This window comes from Streptomyces sp. NPDC002817 (assembly GCF_053592055.1).
Genome location: NZ_JBSFUY010000066.1, coordinates 1 through 19,022 on the forward strand (window position 1 = coordinate 1; position 19,022 = coordinate 19,022).

The window sequence follows — 19,022 nt, forward strand, 5'->3', positions numbered from 1 at the left end:
AGGTGGGGAATGTCGTAGGCCTTGTCGGCATGCAGGCGTTGGGGCTTGAAGTAGCGTCCGCGGTGGGGGTCGTGTCTCGTTTGGTGACCGGCCACCATGGGCTTCAGGCCTTCGCTGTCGTGGACGTTGGCGGCGGAGACGCCGACGACCAGGGGCAGTCCGTTCGCGTCCGACAGGACGTGCATCTTGGAACCCGGCTTGCCCCGGTCCACGGGGCTCGGACCTGTGTGTTCGCCCCCTTTTTAGCGCGTACGTGCGCGGAGTCCAGGACGATGCGGGAGACGTCGATGAGGCCTGCGTCGTCGAGTTGGTGCAGGACCGCTTCGTGGAGCCGGCCCCAGACGCCGGCCCTGGACCAGATCATGAACCGGCGATGGGCCGTCGACTTCGATATGCCGAAGCACGGCGGCAAAGCCCGCCAGGCGCACCCGCTGACCAGCACGTAGATGATCGCCGCGAACAGCGTCTCATCAGGCGTGTTCTGGGTCCCGCCGCCCTGCGGCCGCACTCGGTCCTGCGGAATCAACGGTCTGGCAAGCTCCCACAAGCCGTCCGGAACAATCCAACTCCACGTACCCCGCCCCATAGACGAACCAACGAGCGATCGCCACGTAGGACACCGCCTTAGAGGTCGTTTTCAGCGGCAGAGCCTGTTTCATCCCAACAAGTACCTGTGGCGGGGCGGGCCTTCGGGGGCTTTAAGGGCTGGCGCGATTGACGAGGCGTGAGGGACGCCCCTATTGCCCGTCTCATCCCGTGAAGCCTGTCTCATTCCAAGGGCAGTTGATATCGGCGATTACTCCCACCGCCCTGTACAGGAACCTGAAACGTGAGAGGTGCGAGTATCCATCCGTGACGCGCGAAGCGACACAAACTCGCTGAAAACGACCTCTTAGAGGTCGTTTTTTCGCCCGTTGTTTCATCCCTGGATGCAGCTTTGATCAGGCGGTGTCGGGTTGCGCCAGGAGACGGTTGCCTCGCCGGTGGGTGGCCACGCCGATCGCCATAAAACGATCTTGGATACCCTCGTTCTCGTCTCCGGGCACCCCTTGGACCACACCACCAGGAGGAACCAGTGTCAAACCCGCACCTGCTCACCCCCGAGGAGAAGCTCGCCGACGCGAAGAAGCTGTTGAGCCTCCCGCGTATCGTCGTGATCTGCGGATCCACCCGCTTCATGACCGAGATGAACGAGGCCGATCTGCGGGAGACCACAGCCGGAAAGATTGTCGTCAAACCGGGCTGCGACATGAAGTCGCCGCACGAACTTTGGTCCGATCCTGTCGAGGCCGAGGCGCTGAAGGCTCGACTCGACGATCTGCACCGGGCGAAGATCCGGCTCGCCGATGAGGTACTCGTCGTCGGTGACTACATCGGAGACAGCACCCGAGCCGAAATCGCCTACGCCCGGTCGCTGGGCAAGCCCGTGCGGTTCACGCACCCCGAAGTCGACCCTGGCGCCTGACCACCCGCTGCCACCTCGACAACCACGGCCGGCAGCCCGCCGCCTGACCGTCTCGCGCCGGCTTCGGCCACCGCCCACCCCACACCCTCCGCAGGCACCCCTTGGAATTGATCATCTAGGTCGTGGGCTGGATGCGGGCGAGTCTTGTCACGAACAAGGTGGCGTCATCTGTCGAGTTGGCGGGGCGTACGGCCATGAGGGCGTCGCATACGTCGTCCAGAGGCATCTCGGTGTGGTGAACTGCCCGGCGGAGCATGGCGATTCCCTGGTCGAGGTCCAAGTGCGTATGGCGGTCTTCGATCATGCCGTCGGTATAGAGGACCAGGAGGCTTCCGGGCGGGACGGCGTGGTGCGTGTCGTCGTAGGTGTGCTCGAGGCCCATGCCCATGGGGGGACCGGGGTCGGCCGTCAACACGTCTGCTGATCCGTTCGGACGGATCAGCAGCGGGGGTGGATGACCGGCAAGTGCCAGCCGTAGGTCACCGGTGGCCGCGTCATACACGGCGCAGACACACGTGGCGGGCAGGTCGTTGTCCGTCTCGTCGCCCAGACCGTCCAGGCGGGTGAGGAGCTGGCCGGGTTCCAGGCCGACGCCCAGCAGAGCACGAGCTGAAGAACGGTATCGGCCCATAGCCGCCGCTGCACCCAGTCCATGTCCCATGACGTCACCGACAGTGATGCCGATACGTGCTCCAGGGAGTTGCACGAGGTCGTACCAGTCCCCGCCGGCAAGAGTGCCGTTCTGGGCGGGGAGGTAGCGGTGTGCTGTCCTGGCCCATGGAATGTCAGGCAGGCGTGCGGGCAGCAGATGGCGTTGGAGGGCGAGCGTTGCCAGCTTTTCCCGTCGGTAGAGCAGGGCGTTGTCGATCGCCATGGCGGTGCGGGCGGTGATGTCGCGCATGGTGAGCATGTCGTCAGCATCGAAGCTGGTGGGGTTGGTGAAGGTGATCGCCCCCAGCACATGTCCGGCGGCCAGCAGTGGGAGAGCGACTGCGCAGTGCGGCGGTTCCTGGGCTTCGTCGACATGGAAGGAGATCACGTCAGCTGAGCGGATGCACTCGCTGACAGGGACTGATGCCGCGCGGGTCTGTGGCAGCTCCCGTTCTGTACGAGTAGGTCCGTTGTCTGCGGACGCGCTCAGCGGGTGAACCTGAGGAGGGGCGGGCACCGGGGAGACTGCGGCATGCTGCTGGACTGCAGCACGCATCGGCGCGTGTGGAGTGTGTTGCACTGCGCTGTCGAGGAGGTCGACGGTGACGGTGCGGGCGAACGCCGGGGAACAGGCTGCTGACAGTTTCGACGCTACGCTCGCCACGTCCAGCCCGTGGCTGAGGCTGGCACTGATCCGGCTGAGCAGCTCCAAGCGGCGTTGGCTTCGCGCGGTGTCCAGCAGTTCTGCTCTCGTGCCGCCCAGGTCATGCACTACACCGGCCTGACCCACGATGTGGCCATCGGCGTTCCGGAGCGGGAAGAGGGTTCCCACCGCCGCGTAGGGAGTGCCATCGGGTCTGATCGCGGCCACGTGCAGGTTGTTGATCGTCTCGCCGCCGTCGGTCACACGTCGCAGCATGTCCTCATAGGCCTGCGGGTCAGGAAGATCGAGGACGTCCAGAATGCGGCGGCCCAAATGTGCGGCGACGGGCAGGCCGCTGAGGCGGGCGAGGGCGTTGTTGATGAAGCGGTAACGCAGATCCCGGTCAAGAACGGCCAACCCGACCGGGGATGAATGCAGGAGCAGGTCGGCCGCCGCGGCCTCACACCAATGGAGCTCCTGAGCACCGTGGCTGGCTACGGCGACCAGACCCGTACCCGCAGCGAACGGCACGGGCATCGCACGCCACCGGACACTGCGGCAGGTCCCGTCCGAACAGCGCACCCAGTCCACCCGGACTGCGCCGCCGGCCCGGACCAGCTCAGCGACGAGTACGCGGCCGTGGCCGACAGGCCGGTCGGCGAGTACGGAGAGGTCGCGGCCGACGATCTCGCAGGGCGAGTGTCCGGTCAGCGCCTGCATCTCGGAAGTCCACATGCTGATACGACCCGCGGGATCGATGAGCGCGATGGCCAAGCCGTCCTCGAGTGCCCTCGGGGCCTGCAGATGAGGCTGTGCACCGGACACACCCTGCGGGTCGTGCGGAGTCGGCACCTCCATCACCTACCGTCGTCCCGGCACAGCAGCTTCTTTGTGCGCCGATGGCACGTTCCTGGACCTCTTCGGCACAAGCGCAGGCTATGCGCCTCACCTCCGATTCTCCTGGGAGAGCGTTAAGTGCCACTCGGTGGAGTGAAGGACAGCAGGCACAGACGTAGTGACGGTGCGGGCGGACCCAGGATTGACTCTGAACGACTTTTCGGGTCTTGGCGATGAGCCCTTCGATGCGGTGAGGTCGGTACTGCATCCGTTTCAGCCGCGTCTTCACCAGCGCGGTGGGCTGGTCGAGGTTGTGTTTGGTGAGGTTGGCCACGGACCTCTGCGGGCGCGACCACACGCCTCGACAGGGTTGAACCCCGTTGTGTATGGCGGAAGTTGGTAGACGAACAGCCGTCGCATGCGGGTTCTCGTCCGTCGGGATCGGCGCCGCTCGTACGCTCCGGCGCATGATGGACCCCGAGATACAGGAACGGATCGCCTCGCGTCCTGCGGAGCTGGACGGGCTCCAAGTACAGCTGGTCAAGCAACCTGGCGTGTGCCCGGTTCCTGGAGATGGTGGTCCTGTACTCCAACCCGAACGGCAGGTCGTACGTGGTCGATCGGCATCGCACCAGCCTCCTCGCGAGCCACGCCACGGCCAAGGTCATCGCGCAGGACGGCCGGGAGTTCCCGCTACCGAGGCGTGTCGAGTCAGACCTGCGCAGACGCCGCACGGGCGCGGTCGCGGGGCGGTGATGGAAGGGGTGCGTGATAGAGGCCTGGCACCGGCTGATGACCGTGCATAGGGTTCGCGCATGAACGACGCGATCACGACCACGGTCGGCCGAGAGTTCTACTCGTTTGACGGGCGGATACTGGAGATCTTCGGCGGTCACCCTGTCCGTTTTCACCTACGGAACGTGCACCTACGCGTGACCGGACCGGAAGGGGAAGCGGGTAGTGGAGATCGCGCATGGCCGGCCGGAGCTCCCGGGCGGAAGCCACATCTGGAGGTACACGGCCGCGGAGTGGGAGCAGGCGCATGGCCTGGCCTCGCTGCTGGAAGCGGTACAGGCTGCCATCAAGTCCACCTCGGGAAACAGGCCCGACTGACCCGAGCTACCCACCACAACGCCCCCGAGACCTGGGGACCGGGACGTCGCCGATGAACTCGAGGCGGACCAGTGCGGTGCCTTCGGGAGTGCTCAGGGCGTACAAGGTCTGGCCGTGCTCGGCGACGGCGCGGATGGTGGCCTGTTCGCCCGAGCTGTAATGGTGTCCCACAGGGAATATGGCCCCGCGCCTGCAGCAGCTCATGAGGTCCAGATCGGGTCATCTGGAGCAGGTCGGCCGGAGAAACGCTGAAGCGGGCCTCCAGCAGGCGAGAGTCGGCCGCGTGCCGTGACGATGAAGTTGTTCTGTGCTGATTCCACGTGTGAACGCAGATCGAACCAGTTCTCTTCGGGGGTCAGACCGCGTTTGACCTTGGTGTGAAGACGCCATATCTGCTCGTCAAGCACGTGAGCCGCTTCCGCGATGTGCTTGTCGGCGACGAGATTCACCATGCTCAGGGCTTCATTCCATGGCCGCCAGTCAATCGTGGTCCGGTGCACGACACCTTGAGGAACCGAGCTGGGGCGAGCTGATTCCGCCTCACTGAGGCTCACGAGTAATCCTGATGACTCGCGCAGTACCCGTGCACACGTTGTTGCCAACTGCTCCCGGGCCCAATGTCTGTCTTGCGCTTTCCTGCTGACCGCGCTCCCTGCAAAGACACCGATCAGCGTGGTCGCGGCGGCCCCGGCAGGGGCGGCAAGCAAGCTCCACAGCGCAGACATGGGACCTAGTCTGAGGCCATTGGGCGATCACGACCCTGCACACAGGAAAGCCCAGGTCGAGTGCGCGGCCAACTACAGGCTCTGCCTGGCCAAGTAGCGGGCTCCACCGCTCCCACTACCTGAGCCGCCTTGAGCCCCTCAGTCACACCTGGTGCAGTTGAGATCAGAGGAACAGACACACGCTCTCAAGGCGTCGTGCAGGTTGTCCGAGGGATGGAAGACCAGGTCACTCACCCCGGGATGCGCCACGTTCGCCTCCAGGAGCCTCAGATGGCAGGAGCTGTCCGGGGCGGCCAGCTGGAGTCTGCGAACGATCTCAACCAGCTCGTCCCGGGTGACGTCCGCAGCCCGTGGACGAGCCGGCCTGGCCGCCTCCCGCGCGAACTCCTCCACGCTCCTACTTCCATCGCATTCAGCGAAGTCGAGCACCCCATAGTCGTGACCGGTCATCGCGTTGAAGGCCGCGATCGCCTCGCCCGCCAGCTCCGCGCCGGATCCAACGGTGATTTTGCCGGAAGGGACCGCAGCGGTGCCGTACTGCCCCGTGCAGCCGTGGCGAGCCGTTGGTGCTGGTGCTCTCGCGCTTGGCGGTCAGGATGGCTGGACTTGGTCGAAAAGGGCGAGGGCTTGAGTGGGGTCCGGACTCACGAGACGTTCCAGACCGGCCGTCGTGATCTTCGCCCACCTGCCGGCCCGTACCCACATCTGTTCCTCGAAGGTGCGGACGGCCTTGTCCAGATCTCCGGGACTGGTGGCGAGGGACTCGGCGAGTTCGGCGCCGTCCAGCATCGCGAGGTTCGCGCCCGCCCCCAGTGGGGGCATCAGATGGGCGGCGTCTCCCAGGAGCGTCACCCCGGGGACGTGCGTCCAGGTATGGGACACGGGCAGGACGTAGAAGGGGCGGGGGACGAAAGCGGCGCCGTGGCGGAGGAGGTCGAGGACGGGAGCGGCCCAGCCGTCGAACAGAGCCAGCAGGCTCGATCGCACGGCATCGACGTCGGCCAGGTCCAGGTTCGTGTGCCAGTCCAGCGGCGCGCGGAATTTGGTGTACACCTTCACGTGGCCGCCGCTGTTGCGCTGGGCGACGAGGCTTCGGTTCACGCCGTACACAGCCACGGAACCGTCGCCGATCAACCGGGCGAGGTCAGGGTGGCGGGTGTCGACGTCGTCGAGAGAGGTCTCGACCGAGGTGACGCCGGTGTAGTGCGGCGCCACCGACGAGACTGCCGGGCGGACCCGGGACCAGGCACCGTCCGCGCCGACGACGAGGTCGAACGACTCCTGCCGCCCGTCCGCTGAATCGACCAGTACGCCATCCCGGGTCCCCGGCACCACCTGCGTCACGCCCCGACCCCACTGGACGTCGAGAGGGCCGAGCAGCAGGTCACGGAGCTGCCTGCGGTCGATCTCCGGATTGGCCCGGTCATCCGGACGGGGTCGCCAGTCGCGCAGGACGATCCCGTCCGTGTCCAGGATGCGCATGGCCTGCCCCTCGGGGCGGGACAGCGCCTGGAACTCCGCCAGCAGTCCCGCCTTGTCCAGTGCGAGCTGGCCCAGCCCTTCGTGCAGGTCCAGCGTGCCGCCCGGGGGGCGGGCGTCGGGTGCGGGATCGCGTTCGAGGACGGTGACGGGGTAGCCATGGCGGTGCAGGACGCGGGCGAAGGTAAGGCCGGCAGGGCCGCTCCCGACCACAGCGATACGATGTCTCATGTCGATACACTGTATTTCCTCGATACGGTGCATCGCAACAGTACGATGGGCACATGACTGTCTGGGACCGGCCGGAGCCGCCAACTCGCCCCGCACCGCTCGACCGGGAGCGGATCGTCGCCGCCGCCATCGCGCTCGCAGACGAGGGCGGCCTCGATGCGGTGTCGTTGCGCAAGGTCGCCGCCCGGCTGGACGCCGGCCCGATGCGGCTGTACGGATACATCGCCACCAAGCAGGAGCTGTTCGACCTCATGGTGGACGAGGTCCAGGCCGAGATTCTCCCGGAGGAGCAGCCCGGGAACTGGCGGGAGGCACTGAGCGGCCACGCCCACCGCACCAGGCAGGCCGCTCTCCGTCATCAATGGCTGGCCGACCTGCTCGGAGGCCGCCCGGCCCTGGGCCCGAACGGCCTCGCGGTGGCCGAGTCCACGCTGGCCGCCCTCGACGGCCTCGCCGACATCGACACCGTCATGCGCACCGTGGAGACGGTCAGCGCCTACGTCACCGGCGCGATCCGACGCGAGATCGCCAACCTACGGGCCGAGCGCGCCACGGGCCTGTCCAAGCACGACTGGCAACGCGCATCTGGCCCGCATCTGACGAAAATGCTGGCCACGGGCCGCTTCCCGACGGTATCCAAGGCCGTGTACGACGGCACGGACGTGGACGCCGAGGCATCCTTCGCGACCGGCCTGGAATGGGTCCTCGACGCCGTGGCCGCCAAACTCACCCAGCCGCCGGCGTGACGCTCAGCTCCTGCCGCATGTGAGCGAGGTCGGGGTCGGTGTCCACGGACCGCGCAGGCCTGCGCCACCACCTCATGACGGTGGGGATGCCACCGGGGCGCGTAGCGTTCCGTCGCCGAGGCGGCACCGCCTCTTGCGACCCTGCAGCCATCGAGATCGACGACAACTTCGACTCCAACCTCGACGCCGCCGACGAGCGCGACGTCCTGCTCGCCAAGGTGGTCCCCGCCCTGCCGGGCTGCGGCTACCCCACCGTGCTGTAACTGCATTTGACAGCAGGCGTGGATTGAGGGTTTCAGCGGTGCCGCCCCAGGGTGAGGTCAGCCTTGGCGATTGACTTCATGCGGTTCGGGCTGCATCGGGCGTGACGGAGGATTCGCCAGGATTTCAGGCAGGCGACTCCTCGCTCGACGGGTACGCGGGCGGCGGAACAGGGCCCCGTTGATCGTCTGCTCGGTGAACCCAGCGCCTTGTCGGCCAGGAGCTCGGCGACGGCGGTGACGTAAGCATGAGCGGTACCGTCGGAAATACGGAAACCTGCTCCCAGCCGAGCCAGGGGGTCGTGTCGGCCCAGGTAAGCCAGAGCGAGATCACCGCACGCTCAAACGGGCACAGCTTGCAGCGTCGGTCCCCTCGTGGGTGACGATCAGCATCGTTGCCCACTCCACGAGTGCATGCGGCAGGTCGAGTGCAGAAGGCTGCGGGCTCAACAGGGCACCCAAGCTGGCGAGTTGCGACCTGGACACCTCCCTCAACGGCACGGGAGCCCTGTCCGCTGCCAGCTTGTGCCGGACGTCGGGGGTGGAAGGTACGGAACCAACGAAGCCCCCCGGCCGTCAGCGTGTTGAGTGAGATCGCCACGCCGACGGCCGGGGGCTTCGCCACGGCACCGCCCCTGACCAGCCTGGTTCACCCGACAGCCCAGGATGAAAGAGATTCAGTGAGGGAGCACCCGATGAGTCGGGCGCTCCCTCACGTACGCGCAGACGGTCGGGAAGTCGGGAGAACTACGTGCGGAGTGTGCTCCGGAAGAGGCCGTAGAAACCCTTTCCGATATGTCCCGCTCGAGGGAATACGGGTCGCTGCTATCGCAACCTCAGGTGGTGTTGACTGCCTGTGTGTTGAGGGAGCGCCAGATGAGACCGCCTGTGGGGGTACCTTCCCAGTCACCCAGCATGGCACCGACCGCGAACAGCGTGTGCTCCGTGAGGTTGAGGTTCACGTAGCGCGTGGTCCCGTTGCCCTCTCTGTTCCAGTAGAAGTACTGGGTGGCGCCCCACTGGTACGTGCCGACGGCCGAGTGCCCGTCAGCTGAGACGTCGGAGATGTACAGATCATCCCCGTAGGCGACCCATTTCACCGTGGCGCCCAGGCCGGCGCTGTTGACAGTCGCATCCTCGGCGACGGCGGCGGTGGTAGTGGCTGTCGCGACGGCTGTCGCTATGGCGCCGACCACAGCAATACGTGTCAGTGATCTCATGGCGAATCCTACTTTCTCTGGTTGAGCAACTGTTTTTATACAGCTGGTTCGAGGATCAGGGATGGTTTCCCGCGTTATGAGCCTTCCGCATCATCGACGGTAGGGTATTGTGCCGCCCTCTACTGGAACTTAGGATGACCGGTAGATAGCATCCCTCTGATGAAGGTTGACATGAAGAGACTGGGCAATTCAACCCCCACCGCCCTTGTGTTCGCGATTTCGATGCTAATTGTCGGATGTGAACAAGACAGAACTGCCGAGCCGAATACTGTCGACAGCACTGTAAGCACCAATCAGGGGATACGGAAGGAGCCTTCAAGGGAAAAGCTTCTGACCGCCATGGAAAACGTTGCCGACTCCGGCAAAGGGTTCGCCTTGAAGGATGCCACGAGTCTTGGGAGATACGTCTATCACGGTCAGGTCAACGAATATACCGCATGCTTCCGGAAAGAGGTGCCAAAACTTCAGGCCGTAGATATCTATGCCGTACCCAAAGCAGAGAATTGTCCGGAAAAGCTCGGCATGAAGGTGCCGGCTTCAAAGCTCTCGAGCCTCGTCGGACGGAAAGTCGATACATCTCTGTTGGCCGCCCTGACAGCGGGTTATTATCCGGATCACGTGAAGGTGTTCAAGGTCAAGTCCCCTGACTCGCAAGTTGTCGCTCCGAAGTCATTGGCGAGCTGGCTTGTGTGCACTCAGGAACCCAAAGCGGGGACGGCATACAACTCATCAGCGGAAGTACGGCTGTACGTCGCCAAAAAGTGCCCATGAGCAGCGCCGAGCTGGGTTTGCATCCGGCCAGACCGCCGCATCGCGCTGGCGATGCTCGAGCGCTTCGGCGACCTCGCGCCGCCGGGGCGAGAGCACGTCGACCGGACTGCCGGCACCCTTGCCCGGGGTGTCCTGCCAGCGGCTGAACCTCTTGGTCGCGGTAGCCGACTGCGCGTCGTCGGGACTGACGCCGATGTAGGAGAGCAACTCACCGGACCGCCGGTCGTCCCCGCCCCAGCGGACCGCGTTGTCGAGTTCCGCGAGGATGTCCCGAAGCACGTGCCTTCGGCAGCCCGGATCTGGGCATGGCCAACACCGGTAAGGGCGAAATCGTTGCCCGTACGAATCTTGTCCCACACGCCGAACACGTCCGAGTCCTTGATTCTGTCCTTTGGTGTTCCGGTGACCAGCCCGGTATTGATGGAGTTGCTCCAAGCGAGAATTCCTGCGAAACCGAACATCTGGGCAACTCCGGTACTGCTGTCACGGAACGCCGTGACACCGGGCGGGTCTTTGGCCCAGCCAGGGACATAACCATTGTGGTAGAGCCAAACGCCAGCGTTCTTGATGAGGTCCTCGTTCCCGTAGTGCCGGAACTCCCAGAACGCAGTCGTTTGGATGAGGGCCTTCCTCATGCCGTACGCCGGAGCCGTGCTCGAAACCGTGACGTCGCCCGCGATGATGGTCTCGAGGCATTGGATGGTCGAGGAGATGCGGCCGCCACCCTCCGGGAAGCCGATGGACTCCATGTACGACTGGACATCGGCGAGCAGCTGGGGCCAGCAGGAGGTATCAAACAGGTTATCCAGCGCCTGTGCCGCAGCCGGATTGAACGATGCCTGCCCCTTGTCCCGCATTGTCGCGATGTTGATGTCGACTTCGATGACACCCCTCCCCGAACCAAGGCTCCGGGTGACGATCAGCGCGTACATGGTGTTCCAGCCTGTCTGGCCATCATCGACAACAGTCATGCCGATCCGGCTGCCATACGTCGCGTTCACGAATTTCTGGGCGCGCAGCACCATTCGCAGGGGCGGCCGCCCCTGGAGCAGTCAAGGAATGCGTTTTTACGGACTGGACACAATGCGCGAGTGAGTCTGACGCGCATGCGCGGAGCTCACGGCACGGCAGTGATTACTCTGAACGATGGTGCCGACCCGCATGACTTCCCCCTCGGTTGAGCACACGTGCACGGAGCAGCAAGAAGGATCCAGATTCAAGAACCCTGGATGGCACGTGTCCCCCCGTTTTGCGATTAACAAGACCCCAAACCAGTCTTCAGAGACAAAGCGTCTTATCCCCGGCCTCATCCGACAGTTGCCGAAACGGTGCAGATACGCGAATCCGGTTCGGTTATTGGCGATCTTCCCTTCACCTGATGGCTCCAGCAAGTTGGTGGTGAGGGTTGTGGACCCTCCGCCTACTATCTGTGCACTCTGTACCAACGCCGAGGGGTTGCAGGACCAGTGGTTGACCTCGAGCATTCACGGGTGCGGCCGACGCCGGTCCGACGTGCCGTCGGACGCCCTCGTCTCACCCAGCCACGTCCTCCGCGCTGTGCTGCCGCGCGTGACCAACCTCCGTATGGCTGGTGGCCCTTGACGTCCCGGCGTTGATCACTTTCCGTGCAGAGGCGACGGTTCATCAGCTCGGCGAATTCGCGGACGTGCATCGCCGCAAGCTCCAGCTGAGGGCAGCGTGCGAGGGCCACTTCGGTCGCCGTGCGCAGCGTGTTCGGATGATCCGGTCCCAACACCCGACGCCGCACCTCCGACGTCTTCTCGTCCAGGACGAGGGCTTCCTCGTGCCGTCCCAACTCCCACAGTCCGACGGGCAGGTTACGGACGCTGACCAGGGTGTCGGAGTGGTCGTCGTCACCATGGAGGCGTCGAAGGCGGGCGAGGCTGTTTTCTTCCAGGGTGCGAGCGCGCCACGGTCCTGGCTGCCGCCGTAGGCGCAGGCCAGGTGGTTGGCGGCCCCCTTCAAGATGTAAATCGAAAAGGGGTGGTACCGCGTAGAGTCAGACCCGCATGGACGTTCTCGAAGGCTCCCCGGAAGACAACTCAGGGAGTTACGAAAGAGCTGCCTGGTCGGAAGGAGCGCTGAGCTCTGGGCTGTCGTCGTCCACGCTTGCTCCGGATGCGGTGTCACTGCGATTCGGCGGCTCCCCCACTCCCCGCGCAATCCCCTCCTGTACCTGTACGCGGTACTCCGTGGGCGACACTCCGTAGGCGCTCCGGAAGGCGCGCGTGAAGTCGGGGGCGCGAACCAGGCCCCAGCGGGTGGCGATGGTGCGGACGGGAGTGGAGCTGAGGTTGGGGTCTGCCAGGTCGCGGCGGGCGCCTTCGAGTCGCTGGGTGCGGATCCAGGCCCCGACCGTCTCGCCGGGGGTGTCCTCTTGAAAGAGCCGGTGCAGGTAGCTCAGTGAGATGTGGTGAGCGGCCGCTATCACGGGCGGCGCCAGCCCTGGATCGTGCAGGTTCTGGCGGATGAACGCCCGGATGCGCGTCGTCAGAGCCCGTCGGCGGGTCTCCGGCGCCAAGGCATCCTCCGCCTCCAGTACCTGCGCGAACCAGGCGGACAGCAGGTCTATCAACACGGTACCGAGGCGGGGTGCGTCGGAGGGCTGAAGGGCGTCGGACTGCTGTTCCAACCCGGTGAGAAACCCCGTCAGTAGGGCCCCCACCCCCTCCCGCCCCGACAGCCGCCGTCCCAGCAACTGCTGGACACGGGCGGCAGGCAAGGGCAACAACGCCTTGGGGAAGTCGACGCCCACCCCTGTGACGACGTGACGACCCAGGTCAGCCGACACGTGCACTTCGTACGGCCGCGACGTGTCGCTCACCCACAAATCGCTCGGGCCATACGCCTCGGCCCGCCCCGCATGCTCGAACCCCAGCCCGCCGCCGAGCACCAACGACAGGTGGAACATCTCCGGATCGGACTGCCGCACCAGCCTTTCGGTACGCCTGAACCCCGTCGGCAGGTGCGACGTCGGCCACACCAGCACCGGCCCCAGTTCCAACAGCCTCTGCCGCGCCCAGAAATCGTCGGCGAACTGACTGCTCATATGGCTGGGGGCGATCGCCCGGTGCATCAACTCGCACCAATACTCAAAGCGATGCTCCCTGGGCACCTCGTCGCTCCGGAAGACCGTCCCGATCATGCGGGCGCCAGGTCTGAGCGACGTACGGGACGAGGCCCGCCCGGGCGGAGGGAACAAGGGAGAGGCCCCGGCTGGCGGTGTTCTTGGACTCGCGGCTGCCCCGCGCGCGGTGAGGCCCCTCCACCGGCGCCGCCTACGTCCGCATCAGAGCCCGTGACGACAAGCCCGGCCTCCTGCTCGTCGAGGCCGACAACTGCGGAGAACATCAACCTCCCGCTCCCCTCAGAGCTCCGGAACAACACCTGACGGCCACCACGATACGACCCACCCACTGACCGACCCGCCTCGGCTGTCAGCCCCACCTCGTCGACCCCAAGGCCGGCCAGAAACACCAGCTCCTCTTCTGCTCGAGGTACGGCGCAGCTCCCCTGGACGAGACATGCCGGACGTCGCGGCCACGTACCGCAGCTGGCGCTCAGAGGTGGCCGTCCAGGAACTTCCGTACCTCGGCGATCGTCATGGGCCCCGAGCCGTGCGCCACCGCCTCCCCCTGCTTCAGCAGGACGTAGGACGGGGCTCCGGTGATCCCGTATCGCTCGGTTGCCGCCGGACAACGCGTGATGTCGGTGCGGACGGCCGTCAGGCGGCCCGTGTAGTCGTCGGCGATGCCACCCACGACGAGGTCCATCACCCGGCAGGGCTCGATCGCCTTGGGCCATGTCCCGGTGAAGTATGCGAGGACCGGAACCTTGCTCATCCCGAGGATGAAATTGAACTCCGCGTCCTCACGGGGTCGGTGAACCCGCTGCGCCATGGAAGCTCCTGACCTCGCGTTCCGTCATTCCCTCCCCATCATCCCTTGCGCGGTGTGCCGGGCCGTACGGCTGTCCTGGCGGTAGGGAGGCACGGGGCCGTCGCAGAACCACGCTGGTCCCCGCCCCTGGTGGCCCGGCCTGGCCGCACCGCCGGTCACCCAGCTGCTGCCCGTCGCGCACCCGTGGGCCAGCTCGTGCCAGGACAGCGCCCCCCAACGACATGAAGGCCATTTCCCAGGGCACAGCGGCCCAGATCGCCGGCCAGATGCTCGATGCACGCGTCACCGAGCGGGCCGGTGCGCATCGTCCACCGGATCCAACGGTCGCAAGACTCGTCAGCTGACGCCAAGACCGACCGCAAGCGTCAGTTCAAGGACCCGCTGCGGTGATGCGAGATCCGGAAACAGCTCCCGCAGCTGCGACATCCGGTAGCGGACCGTCTGGGGATGGACGAACAACGCTGCCGCCACCTCGTCCCGCCTGCCCTGGTGCAGCAGCCATGCCCGCAATGTCTCTTCCAGTCGCCGTGCGGTCGCGGCAGGCAAGGTCCGCAACGGTGCGAGGGCCCGGGCACGCAGGTCGGCGAACGCGTCCGCGTCGGCGCTCAGCACCAGCTCGGGCAGGTGGTCCTCGGTGTCGCGGATATCAGAGGAGAGGGAGCGCGCGCGTACGGCTCGTGCGTACGAGGCGGACGCACGAGTCCAAGGCCGGGGCGGGCCGGCCACGGCGGTGCGGTCGGTCAGCTGCCGCAGGAGATGTGATCGGTCGGCATCGGGGACGAGCAGCACACCGGTGGCATCCGGCAGATCGTCGAGGACGAGGGTGTTCGGGTCGAGCGCGCGGTAGGCAGGCCGGGCCTGGGCGGCGGGCAGCAGTACCGCGGTCAGCGAAACCGGGGGCTGCCATCCGGCCCGTTGAACAGAGGCCAGCAGCACGTCCGGGCTCGCGCCGGCGAGGAGGTCGCGGGCCAGGTGTTCCAGGTGGCGCTCCTGGTCCCGGCCCCGGGCGGCCAGTTCGTCGGCGTGGCCCGCGGCGCTCGCGGCGGAGAGCTCGTCGATGTAGGCGAAGGTCAGCTCGGCGAACTTGGCGACCTCGGCGGCGGGCAGACCTGCGGGCACGGCACCCGCTGCCAGGCATCGCCAGGCCACGCGGGCGCCGACGCGGTAGGCGCTGAGCAGGGCGTCCATCGAACGGCCGTCCCGCACCTCGCCGCGACCCAGCTCGTAGGCTGCGTCACCGGCGTCGCCGCCTGTGGCGTTACCGCTCGCGAGGTCCAGGTAGTGCCCCAGGGCGGTGCGGACGGCTCGGCGGATGGTGGCGCCCATGTGGCCCGACAGGGCGTTGGCGTAGGGAGGGACCTCGTCGATGATCGCCTGGACGACCTCGTCGGCGGTGCTCTTCAGCGCGGCCCGAAGCGCGGTGACCGTCGTCTCATCCAGGGCCAGCTCGCTGGCCCTCCGGATTGCATGGCTCATGTTTTTGTTCCCTGCGAACAATTCAGCCGACCAGATTTACGTCCTGCGGTCAGGACTTTACGCCTTGAGGCGCAGCAAGCTGGAGTCATGACGAGTACAGCCCTTCGCAGCAGGGCGTGGAAACTGCTGGAGATGGTCACGACGCCGCTGCTGCCGTCGGACTACCTCGACCTGGTCAGCCCGCTGCGTGCGGGCGCTGACCTGCGTGGGCGCATCGAGGCCGTGCACTCCGAGACGGGTGACGCCGCGACGATCGTGATCAGGCCGGGACGGGGTTGGCGCGGCCACGCAGCCGGTCAGTACGTGCGGATCGGGGTAGACGTCGACGGGGTGCGTCTGTGGCGTGCCTACTCCCTCACCTCGCCGACAAACCGCCAGGACGGCCGCATCACGATCACCGTGAAGGCGATCCCGGACGGCAAGGTCAGCAATCACCTGGTCCGCAGGGCCAAACCGGGCACGCTGATCCAGCTCGACCACCCGACCGGTGACTTCGTGCTGCCGCAGGCCAAGCCCGCCAAGGTGCTCTACCTGACGGCCGGCAGCGGCATCACGCCCGTGATGGGCATGCTGCGCGACACCGAGTTCGACGACGTCGTCATGGTCCACAGCGCGCCACAGCCGCAAGACGTGATCTTCCGCAACGAACTCCACGACCTGGTCGCGGACAAGAAACTGCGGCTCACCGAGGTGCACACCGACACGGACGGCATACTCGACATCGCCCGTCTCGACGCCCTCGTGCCCGACTGGGCCGAGCGCGAGACCTGGGCCTGCGGGCCCGCGGGCCTGCTCGACGCCGCCGAGAAGCACTGGAGCGAGCACGGCGTCCACGAGCGCCTGCACACCGAACGCTTCCGCCCCGGCATCGTCGTCACCGGCAACGGCGGCGAGGTCACCTTCAGCACCACCGGCAAGACCGTCGACGCGGACGGCGCCACGCCGCTGCTGGACATCGGCGAGGAAGCCGGCGTGCTCATGCCCTCCGGGTGCCGCATGGGCATCTGCTTCGGCTGCGTCACGCCGCTCAAGGCAGGCGCCGTCCGCGACCTGCGCACCGGCGAGATCACCGAGGCCGAGCCCGGCGTCCTCATCCAGACCTGCGTGTCCGCCGCTGCGGGCCCCTGCGACATCGAACGGTAGGAGCACCTTGACCGCCATCGACCCCACCGCCCACCTGACCGCGGAGCAGATCGAGGAGCTAGGCCGCGAGCTGGACGCGATCCGCGACGAGGTGATCGCCGACCGCGGCGAGAAGGACGCCGCCTACATCCGTAAGGTCATCTCGGCGCAGCGCAAGCTCGAGCTGGTCAGCAGGGGTGTACTGCTGTTCTCGATCTTCCCGCCCGCGTGGCTGCTCGGCACCGCCGGACTGTCCGTGGCGAAGATCATGGACAACATGGAGATCGGCCACAACATCCTGCACGGCCAGTGGGACTGGATGCGAGACCCGAAGATCCACTCCACCACCTGGGAATGGGATCACGTCTCGCCGTCCGAGCAGTGGAAGCACTCGCACAACGAGCTGCATCACACGTACACCAACGTGATCGGCAAGGACAACGACCTCGGCTACGGCATCATGCGCGTCGACGAGGACCAGAAATGGCACCCCTTCCACCTCGGCCAGCCGCTGTGGAACTTCCTCAACGCCTGCTTCTTCGAGTACGGCATCGCCGCGTACGACCTGGAACTCGGCAAGAACCTCCACAAGCGCCGCCGCAACAACCCGGAGTTCCGCGCGCGGGCCAAGGCCGTCGGCCGCAAGATCCGCAAGCAGGTCCTCAAGGACTACGTGATCCACCCGCTGCTGTCGGGCCCGTCGTTCCTCCCCACGCTCGCCGCCACGTTCACCGCGAACCTGGTCCGCAACATCTGGACCCACTCAGTGATCATGTGCGGGCACTTCCCCGAGGGCGTACAGGTCTTCGAGCGCCGGTCGATCAAGGGCGAGACGCGCGGCCAGTGGTACCTGCGCCAGATGATGGGCTCGGCGAACATCAGCGGCAGCAAGGCCATGCATTTCATGACCGGCAACCTGTCGCACCAGATCGAGCACCACCTGTTCCCGGACCTGCCGAGCAACCGGTACGCCGAGGTCGCGGTGAAGGTGCGCGCGCTGTTCGAGAAGTACGAGCTGGAGTACGTCACCGGCCCGCTGCCCAAGCAGGTGTTCTCCGCCTGGCACAAGGTCTTCCGGCTCTCCCTGCCGAACAAGAAGCAGCCCAAGGTCAAAACGCCGGACCGCGAGCAGGAGCTCGTCGCCGCCTGATTCCCGGTATCGGCTCAGATCTCCCGGCCGCAGCGGCGGCACCGCCGGGTTCGGTGAGATCCGCTGCGGACGGTGGGCGACCGCGACGTCAGACCCTACGACACGGGATCCGGGCAGCCAGTGTCCGGCAGCACTGCCTGGACGTGCGCCAGGATCTGAGCACACAGCCCCGGCTAGAGCGTGTCTCTTTGATCGGCTGGTCAGTTGATCGGATGTGTCCGTCCGGTTAGTGATCACTGATGCGATGTGGGCCCGGATCGAGCCGCTGATGCCGGCCGATCCAGCCCGCGGCCGGCGGTGGGCCGATCACTGCCGAACCTTGGAGGCCATCGCGTGGAAGTACCGCACCTGCTCGCCCTGGCGGGACCTGCCGGACGAACTCGGCTCGTTCCAGACAGCTCACAAAAGGCTGATCAGGTGGGCCGTGGACGGCACCTGGGAACGGATCCTCGCCGCGGTCCTGGCAGCGGCCGACGACGCTGACGACGTCGGCTGGACCGTGTCCGTGGACTCGACCGTCTGCCGAGCTCACCAGCAATCCGCCGGAGCCAGGAAAAAGGGGCGCCAGACCGGGCCGAACCCGACGACCACGCGCTCGGACGCTCCCGTGGCGGCCTGAGCACGAAGGTCCACCTCGCCAGCGACAGCCGTGCTCGGCCGCTGGCCCTCCGCGTCACCGCGGGCCAGGCGGGTGACGCACCGGCCTTCGAGACTGTTATGGCAAGCATCCGTGTTCCGCGAAGCGGTCCCGGGAGACCGAGGACCCGGCCGGTGGCCGTCCCGGCAGACCGCGCGTATTCATCCCGCGCGATCCGAAGTCACCTCCGCCGACGCGGGATCCGCGCTGTCATCCCCCAGCCGTCCGACCAGGTCGGTCACCGTCTCCGGCGAGGCCGTGTCGGAGGCCGACCGCCCGCCTTCGACGCCGAGGCGTACAAGCAGCGCAACGCTGTCGAACGATGCATCAACCGGCTCAAGCAGTGGCGCGGTTTGGCCATGCGAACGGACAAGCTCGGGCATCACCTACCAGGCTGCACTCCACCTCGCCGCCATCCTTGTCTGGGCCCGGCGATAGCCTCAGCGATCGACCACCCAGCACGCGTCCGCAGGCCAGGATCCCGTGCTGACGATGTGTTTTACGAGCCTGAACGCCTCACCGATGGGGACGGTGTCTTCGTCCGGGTACTCGTCATGCTGGCCGTTGCAGAGGAGG

17 protein-coding genes and 4 pseudogenes are annotated in these 19,022 nt (G+C 66.3%); 9 read left to right on the forward strand and 12 right to left on the reverse strand.

The features are described 5' to 3' along the window. Positions 1-586: pseudogene (locus ACWD3I_RS47875) on the reverse strand (IS5 family transposase); the annotation flags it as partial. Positions 587-1,075: 489 nt separating this feature from the next. Between ACWD3I_RS47875 and ACWD3I_RS47880 the strand changes: the two are divergent. Continuing rightward, positions 1,076-1,465 (forward strand): hypothetical protein, encoded by a 390-nt coding sequence (locus tag ACWD3I_RS47880; RefSeq protein WP_365412321.1) that lies wholly within the window; start codon positions 1,076-1,078, stop codon positions 1,463-1,465. A gap of 115 nt (positions 1,466-1,580) precedes the next feature. Here the strand turns inward: ACWD3I_RS47880 and ACWD3I_RS47885 are convergent, their stop codons facing one another. Both ACWD3I_RS47885 and ACWD3I_RS47890 read right to left on the reverse strand, forming a co-directional pair. Further along, positions 1,581-3,533 (reverse strand): SpoIIE family protein phosphatase, encoded by a 1,953-nt coding sequence (locus ACWD3I_RS47885; RefSeq protein ID WP_365412324.1) that lies wholly within the window; start codon positions 3,531-3,533, stop codon positions 1,581-1,583. 286 nt (positions 3,534-3,819) lie between these two features. Next, positions 3,820-4,007: pseudogene (locus ACWD3I_RS47890) on the reverse strand (IS630 family transposase); the annotation flags it as partial. Between the two features lie 162 nt (positions 4,008-4,169). Between ACWD3I_RS47890 and ACWD3I_RS47895 the strand changes: the two are divergent. Continuing rightward, positions 4,170-4,352, forward strand: coding sequence for a hypothetical protein (locus tag ACWD3I_RS47895; RefSeq protein WP_365412327.1), 183 nt, complete (start codon positions 4,170-4,172; stop codon positions 4,350-4,352). A gap of 557 nt (positions 4,353-4,909) precedes the next feature. Here the strand turns inward: ACWD3I_RS47895 and ACWD3I_RS47900 are convergent. Beyond that, entirely contained in the window at positions 4,910-5,434 is a 525-nt protein-coding gene (locus ACWD3I_RS47900) for a hypothetical protein (RefSeq protein WP_365412330.1), read from the reverse strand. A 591-nt stretch (positions 5,435-6,025) separates the two neighbouring features. Beyond that, the gene (locus ACWD3I_RS47905; RefSeq protein WP_365412332.1) at positions 6,026-7,144 is read right to left on the reverse strand and encodes an FAD-dependent oxidoreductase; all 1,119 of its coding nucleotides are present in this window, start codon (positions 7,142-7,144) and stop codon (positions 6,026-6,028) included. Between the two features lie 53 nt (positions 7,145-7,197). Here ACWD3I_RS47905 and ACWD3I_RS47910 point away from each other — a divergent pair, with 53 nt between their 5' ends. Beyond that, complete coding sequence (locus ACWD3I_RS47910; protein ID WP_365412334.1) at positions 7,198-7,890, forward strand: TetR/AcrR family transcriptional regulator; 693 nt, start codon at positions 7,198-7,200, stop codon at positions 7,888-7,890. Positions 7,891-7,928: 38 nt separating this feature from the next. Further along, on the forward strand, positions 7,929-8,153 hold the full coding sequence (locus ACWD3I_RS47915) for a hypothetical protein (protein WP_365412336.1): 225 nt from the start codon (positions 7,929-7,931) through the stop codon (positions 8,151-8,153). A gap of 32 nt (positions 8,154-8,185) precedes the next feature. Here ACWD3I_RS47915 and ACWD3I_RS47920 read toward each other — a convergent pair. Both ACWD3I_RS47920 and ACWD3I_RS47925 read right to left on the reverse strand, forming a co-directional pair. Beyond that, positions 8,186-8,600 (reverse strand): annotated as a pseudogene (locus tag ACWD3I_RS47920) (helix-turn-helix domain-containing protein). 386 nt (positions 8,601-8,986) lie between these two features. After that, positions 8,987-9,370: a hypothetical protein gene (locus tag ACWD3I_RS47925; RefSeq protein WP_365412338.1), complete on the reverse strand. Its 384-nt coding sequence runs from the start codon at positions 9,368-9,370 to the stop codon at positions 8,987-8,989. Positions 9,371-9,529: 159 nt separating this feature from the next. On the opposite strand from ACWD3I_RS47925, the gene ACWD3I_RS47930 reads away from it, so the two are divergent. Beyond that, a complete protein-coding gene (locus tag ACWD3I_RS47930; RefSeq protein ID WP_365412340.1) occupies positions 9,530-10,141 on the forward strand; it encodes a hypothetical protein in 612 nt (203 codons plus the stop codon). Here ACWD3I_RS47930 and ACWD3I_RS47935 read toward each other — a convergent pair. Continuing rightward, a complete protein-coding gene (locus tag ACWD3I_RS47935; RefSeq protein WP_365412342.1) occupies positions 10,066-11,166 on the reverse strand; it encodes a hypothetical protein in 1,101 nt (366 codons plus the stop codon). The two genes, ACWD3I_RS47930 and ACWD3I_RS47935, sit on opposite strands and share 76 nt — an antisense overlap. Before the next feature lie 398 nt (positions 11,167-11,564). After that, positions 11,565-11,957, reverse strand: a complete 393-nt coding sequence (locus ACWD3I_RS47940; RefSeq protein ID WP_365412344.1) for a tetratricopeptide repeat protein — start codon at positions 11,955-11,957, stop codon at positions 11,565-11,567. On the opposite strand from ACWD3I_RS47940, the gene ACWD3I_RS47945 reads away from it, so the two are divergent. Continuing rightward, positions 11,880-12,095, forward strand: a complete 216-nt coding sequence (locus ACWD3I_RS47945; RefSeq protein ID WP_365412359.1) for a hypothetical protein — start codon at positions 11,880-11,882, stop codon at positions 12,093-12,095. The genes ACWD3I_RS47940 and ACWD3I_RS47945 overlap by 78 nt on opposite strands. 117 nt (positions 12,096-12,212) lie before the next feature. Here the strand turns inward: ACWD3I_RS47945 and ACWD3I_RS47950 are convergent, their stop codons facing one another. From ACWD3I_RS47950 to ACWD3I_RS47960, 3 genes are all read right to left on the reverse strand, one after another. Continuing rightward, the gene (locus tag ACWD3I_RS47950; RefSeq protein WP_365412346.1) at positions 12,213-13,307 is read right to left on the reverse strand and encodes an AraC family transcriptional regulator; all 1,095 of its coding nucleotides are present in this window, start codon (positions 13,305-13,307) and stop codon (positions 12,213-12,215) included. A gap of 415 nt (positions 13,308-13,722) precedes the next feature. Beyond that, on the reverse strand, positions 13,723-14,061 hold the full coding sequence (locus ACWD3I_RS47955) for a thioredoxin family protein (protein WP_365412348.1): 339 nt from the start codon (positions 14,059-14,061) through the stop codon (positions 13,723-13,725). Between the two features lie 336 nt (positions 14,062-14,397). Continuing rightward, positions 14,398-15,537 (reverse strand): PucR family transcriptional regulator, encoded by a 1,140-nt coding sequence (locus tag ACWD3I_RS47960; RefSeq protein WP_365412350.1) that lies wholly within the window; start codon positions 15,535-15,537, stop codon positions 14,398-14,400. 87 nt (positions 15,538-15,624) lie between these two features. Here ACWD3I_RS47960 and ACWD3I_RS47965 point away from each other — a divergent pair, with 87 nt between their 5' ends. The 3 genes and pseudogenes from ACWD3I_RS47965 to ACWD3I_RS47975 all read left to right on the forward strand — a co-directional run bounded on the left by ACWD3I_RS47965 (position 15,625) and on the right by ACWD3I_RS47975 (position 18,884). Beyond that, complete coding sequence (locus ACWD3I_RS47965; protein ID WP_365412355.1) at positions 15,625-16,680, forward strand: ferredoxin reductase; 1,056 nt, start codon at positions 15,625-15,627, stop codon at positions 16,678-16,680. Between the two features lie 7 nt (positions 16,681-16,687). Next, complete coding sequence (locus ACWD3I_RS47970) at positions 16,688-17,809, forward strand: fatty acid desaturase family protein (protein ID WP_365412357.1); 1,122 nt, start codon at positions 16,688-16,690, stop codon at positions 17,807-17,809. A gap of 244 nt (positions 17,810-18,053) precedes the next feature. After that, positions 18,054-18,884, forward strand: a pseudogene (locus ACWD3I_RS47975) (IS5 family transposase). Positions 18,885-19,022: the final 138 nt, after the last annotated feature.

What these genes read in the sequence shown, in the direction of transcription:
- ACWD3I_RS47895 (WP_365412327.1), top strand. Translation starts at nt 4,170, where the DNA reads ATGGTGGTCCTGTACTCCAACCCGAACGGCAGGTCGTACGTGGTCGAT.
- ACWD3I_RS47900 (WP_365412330.1), bottom strand. Translation starts at nt 5,434, where the DNA reads ATGTCTGCGCTGTGGAGCTTGCTTGCCGCCCCTGCCGGGGCCGCCGCG.
- ACWD3I_RS47905 (WP_365412332.1), bottom strand. Translation starts at nt 7,144, where the DNA reads ATGAGACATCGTATCGCTGTGGTCGGGAGCGGCCCTGCCGGCCTTACC.
- ACWD3I_RS47910 (WP_365412334.1), top strand. Translation starts at nt 7,198, where the DNA reads ATGACTGTCTGGGACCGGCCGGAGCCGCCAACTCGCCCCGCACCGCTC.
- ACWD3I_RS47925 (WP_365412338.1), bottom strand. Translation starts at nt 9,370, where the DNA reads ATGAGATCACTGACACGTATTGCTGTGGTCGGCGCCATAGCGACAGCC.
- ACWD3I_RS47930 (WP_365412340.1), top strand. Translation starts at nt 9,530, where the DNA reads ATGAAGGTTGACATGAAGAGACTGGGCAATTCAACCCCCACCGCCCTT.
- ACWD3I_RS47935 (WP_365412342.1), bottom strand. Translation starts at nt 11,166, where the DNA reads ATGGTGCTGCGCGCCCAGAAATTCGTGAACGCGACGTATGGCAGCCGG.
- ACWD3I_RS47945 (WP_365412359.1), top strand. Translation starts at nt 11,880, where the DNA reads ATGATCCGGTCCCAACACCCGACGCCGCACCTCCGACGTCTTCTCGTC.
- ACWD3I_RS47950 (WP_365412346.1), bottom strand. Translation starts at nt 13,307, where the DNA reads ATGATCGGGACGGTCTTCCGGAGCGACGAGGTGCCCAGGGAGCATCGC.
- ACWD3I_RS47955 (WP_365412348.1), bottom strand. Translation starts at nt 14,061, where the DNA reads ATGGCGCAGCGGGTTCACCGACCCCGTGAGGACGCGGAGTTCAATTTC.
- ACWD3I_RS47960 (WP_365412350.1), bottom strand. Translation starts at nt 15,537, where the DNA reads ATGAGCCATGCAATCCGGAGGGCCAGCGAGCTGGCCCTGGATGAGACG.
- ACWD3I_RS47965 (WP_365412355.1), top strand. Translation starts at nt 15,625, where the DNA reads ATGACGAGTACAGCCCTTCGCAGCAGGGCGTGGAAACTGCTGGAGATG.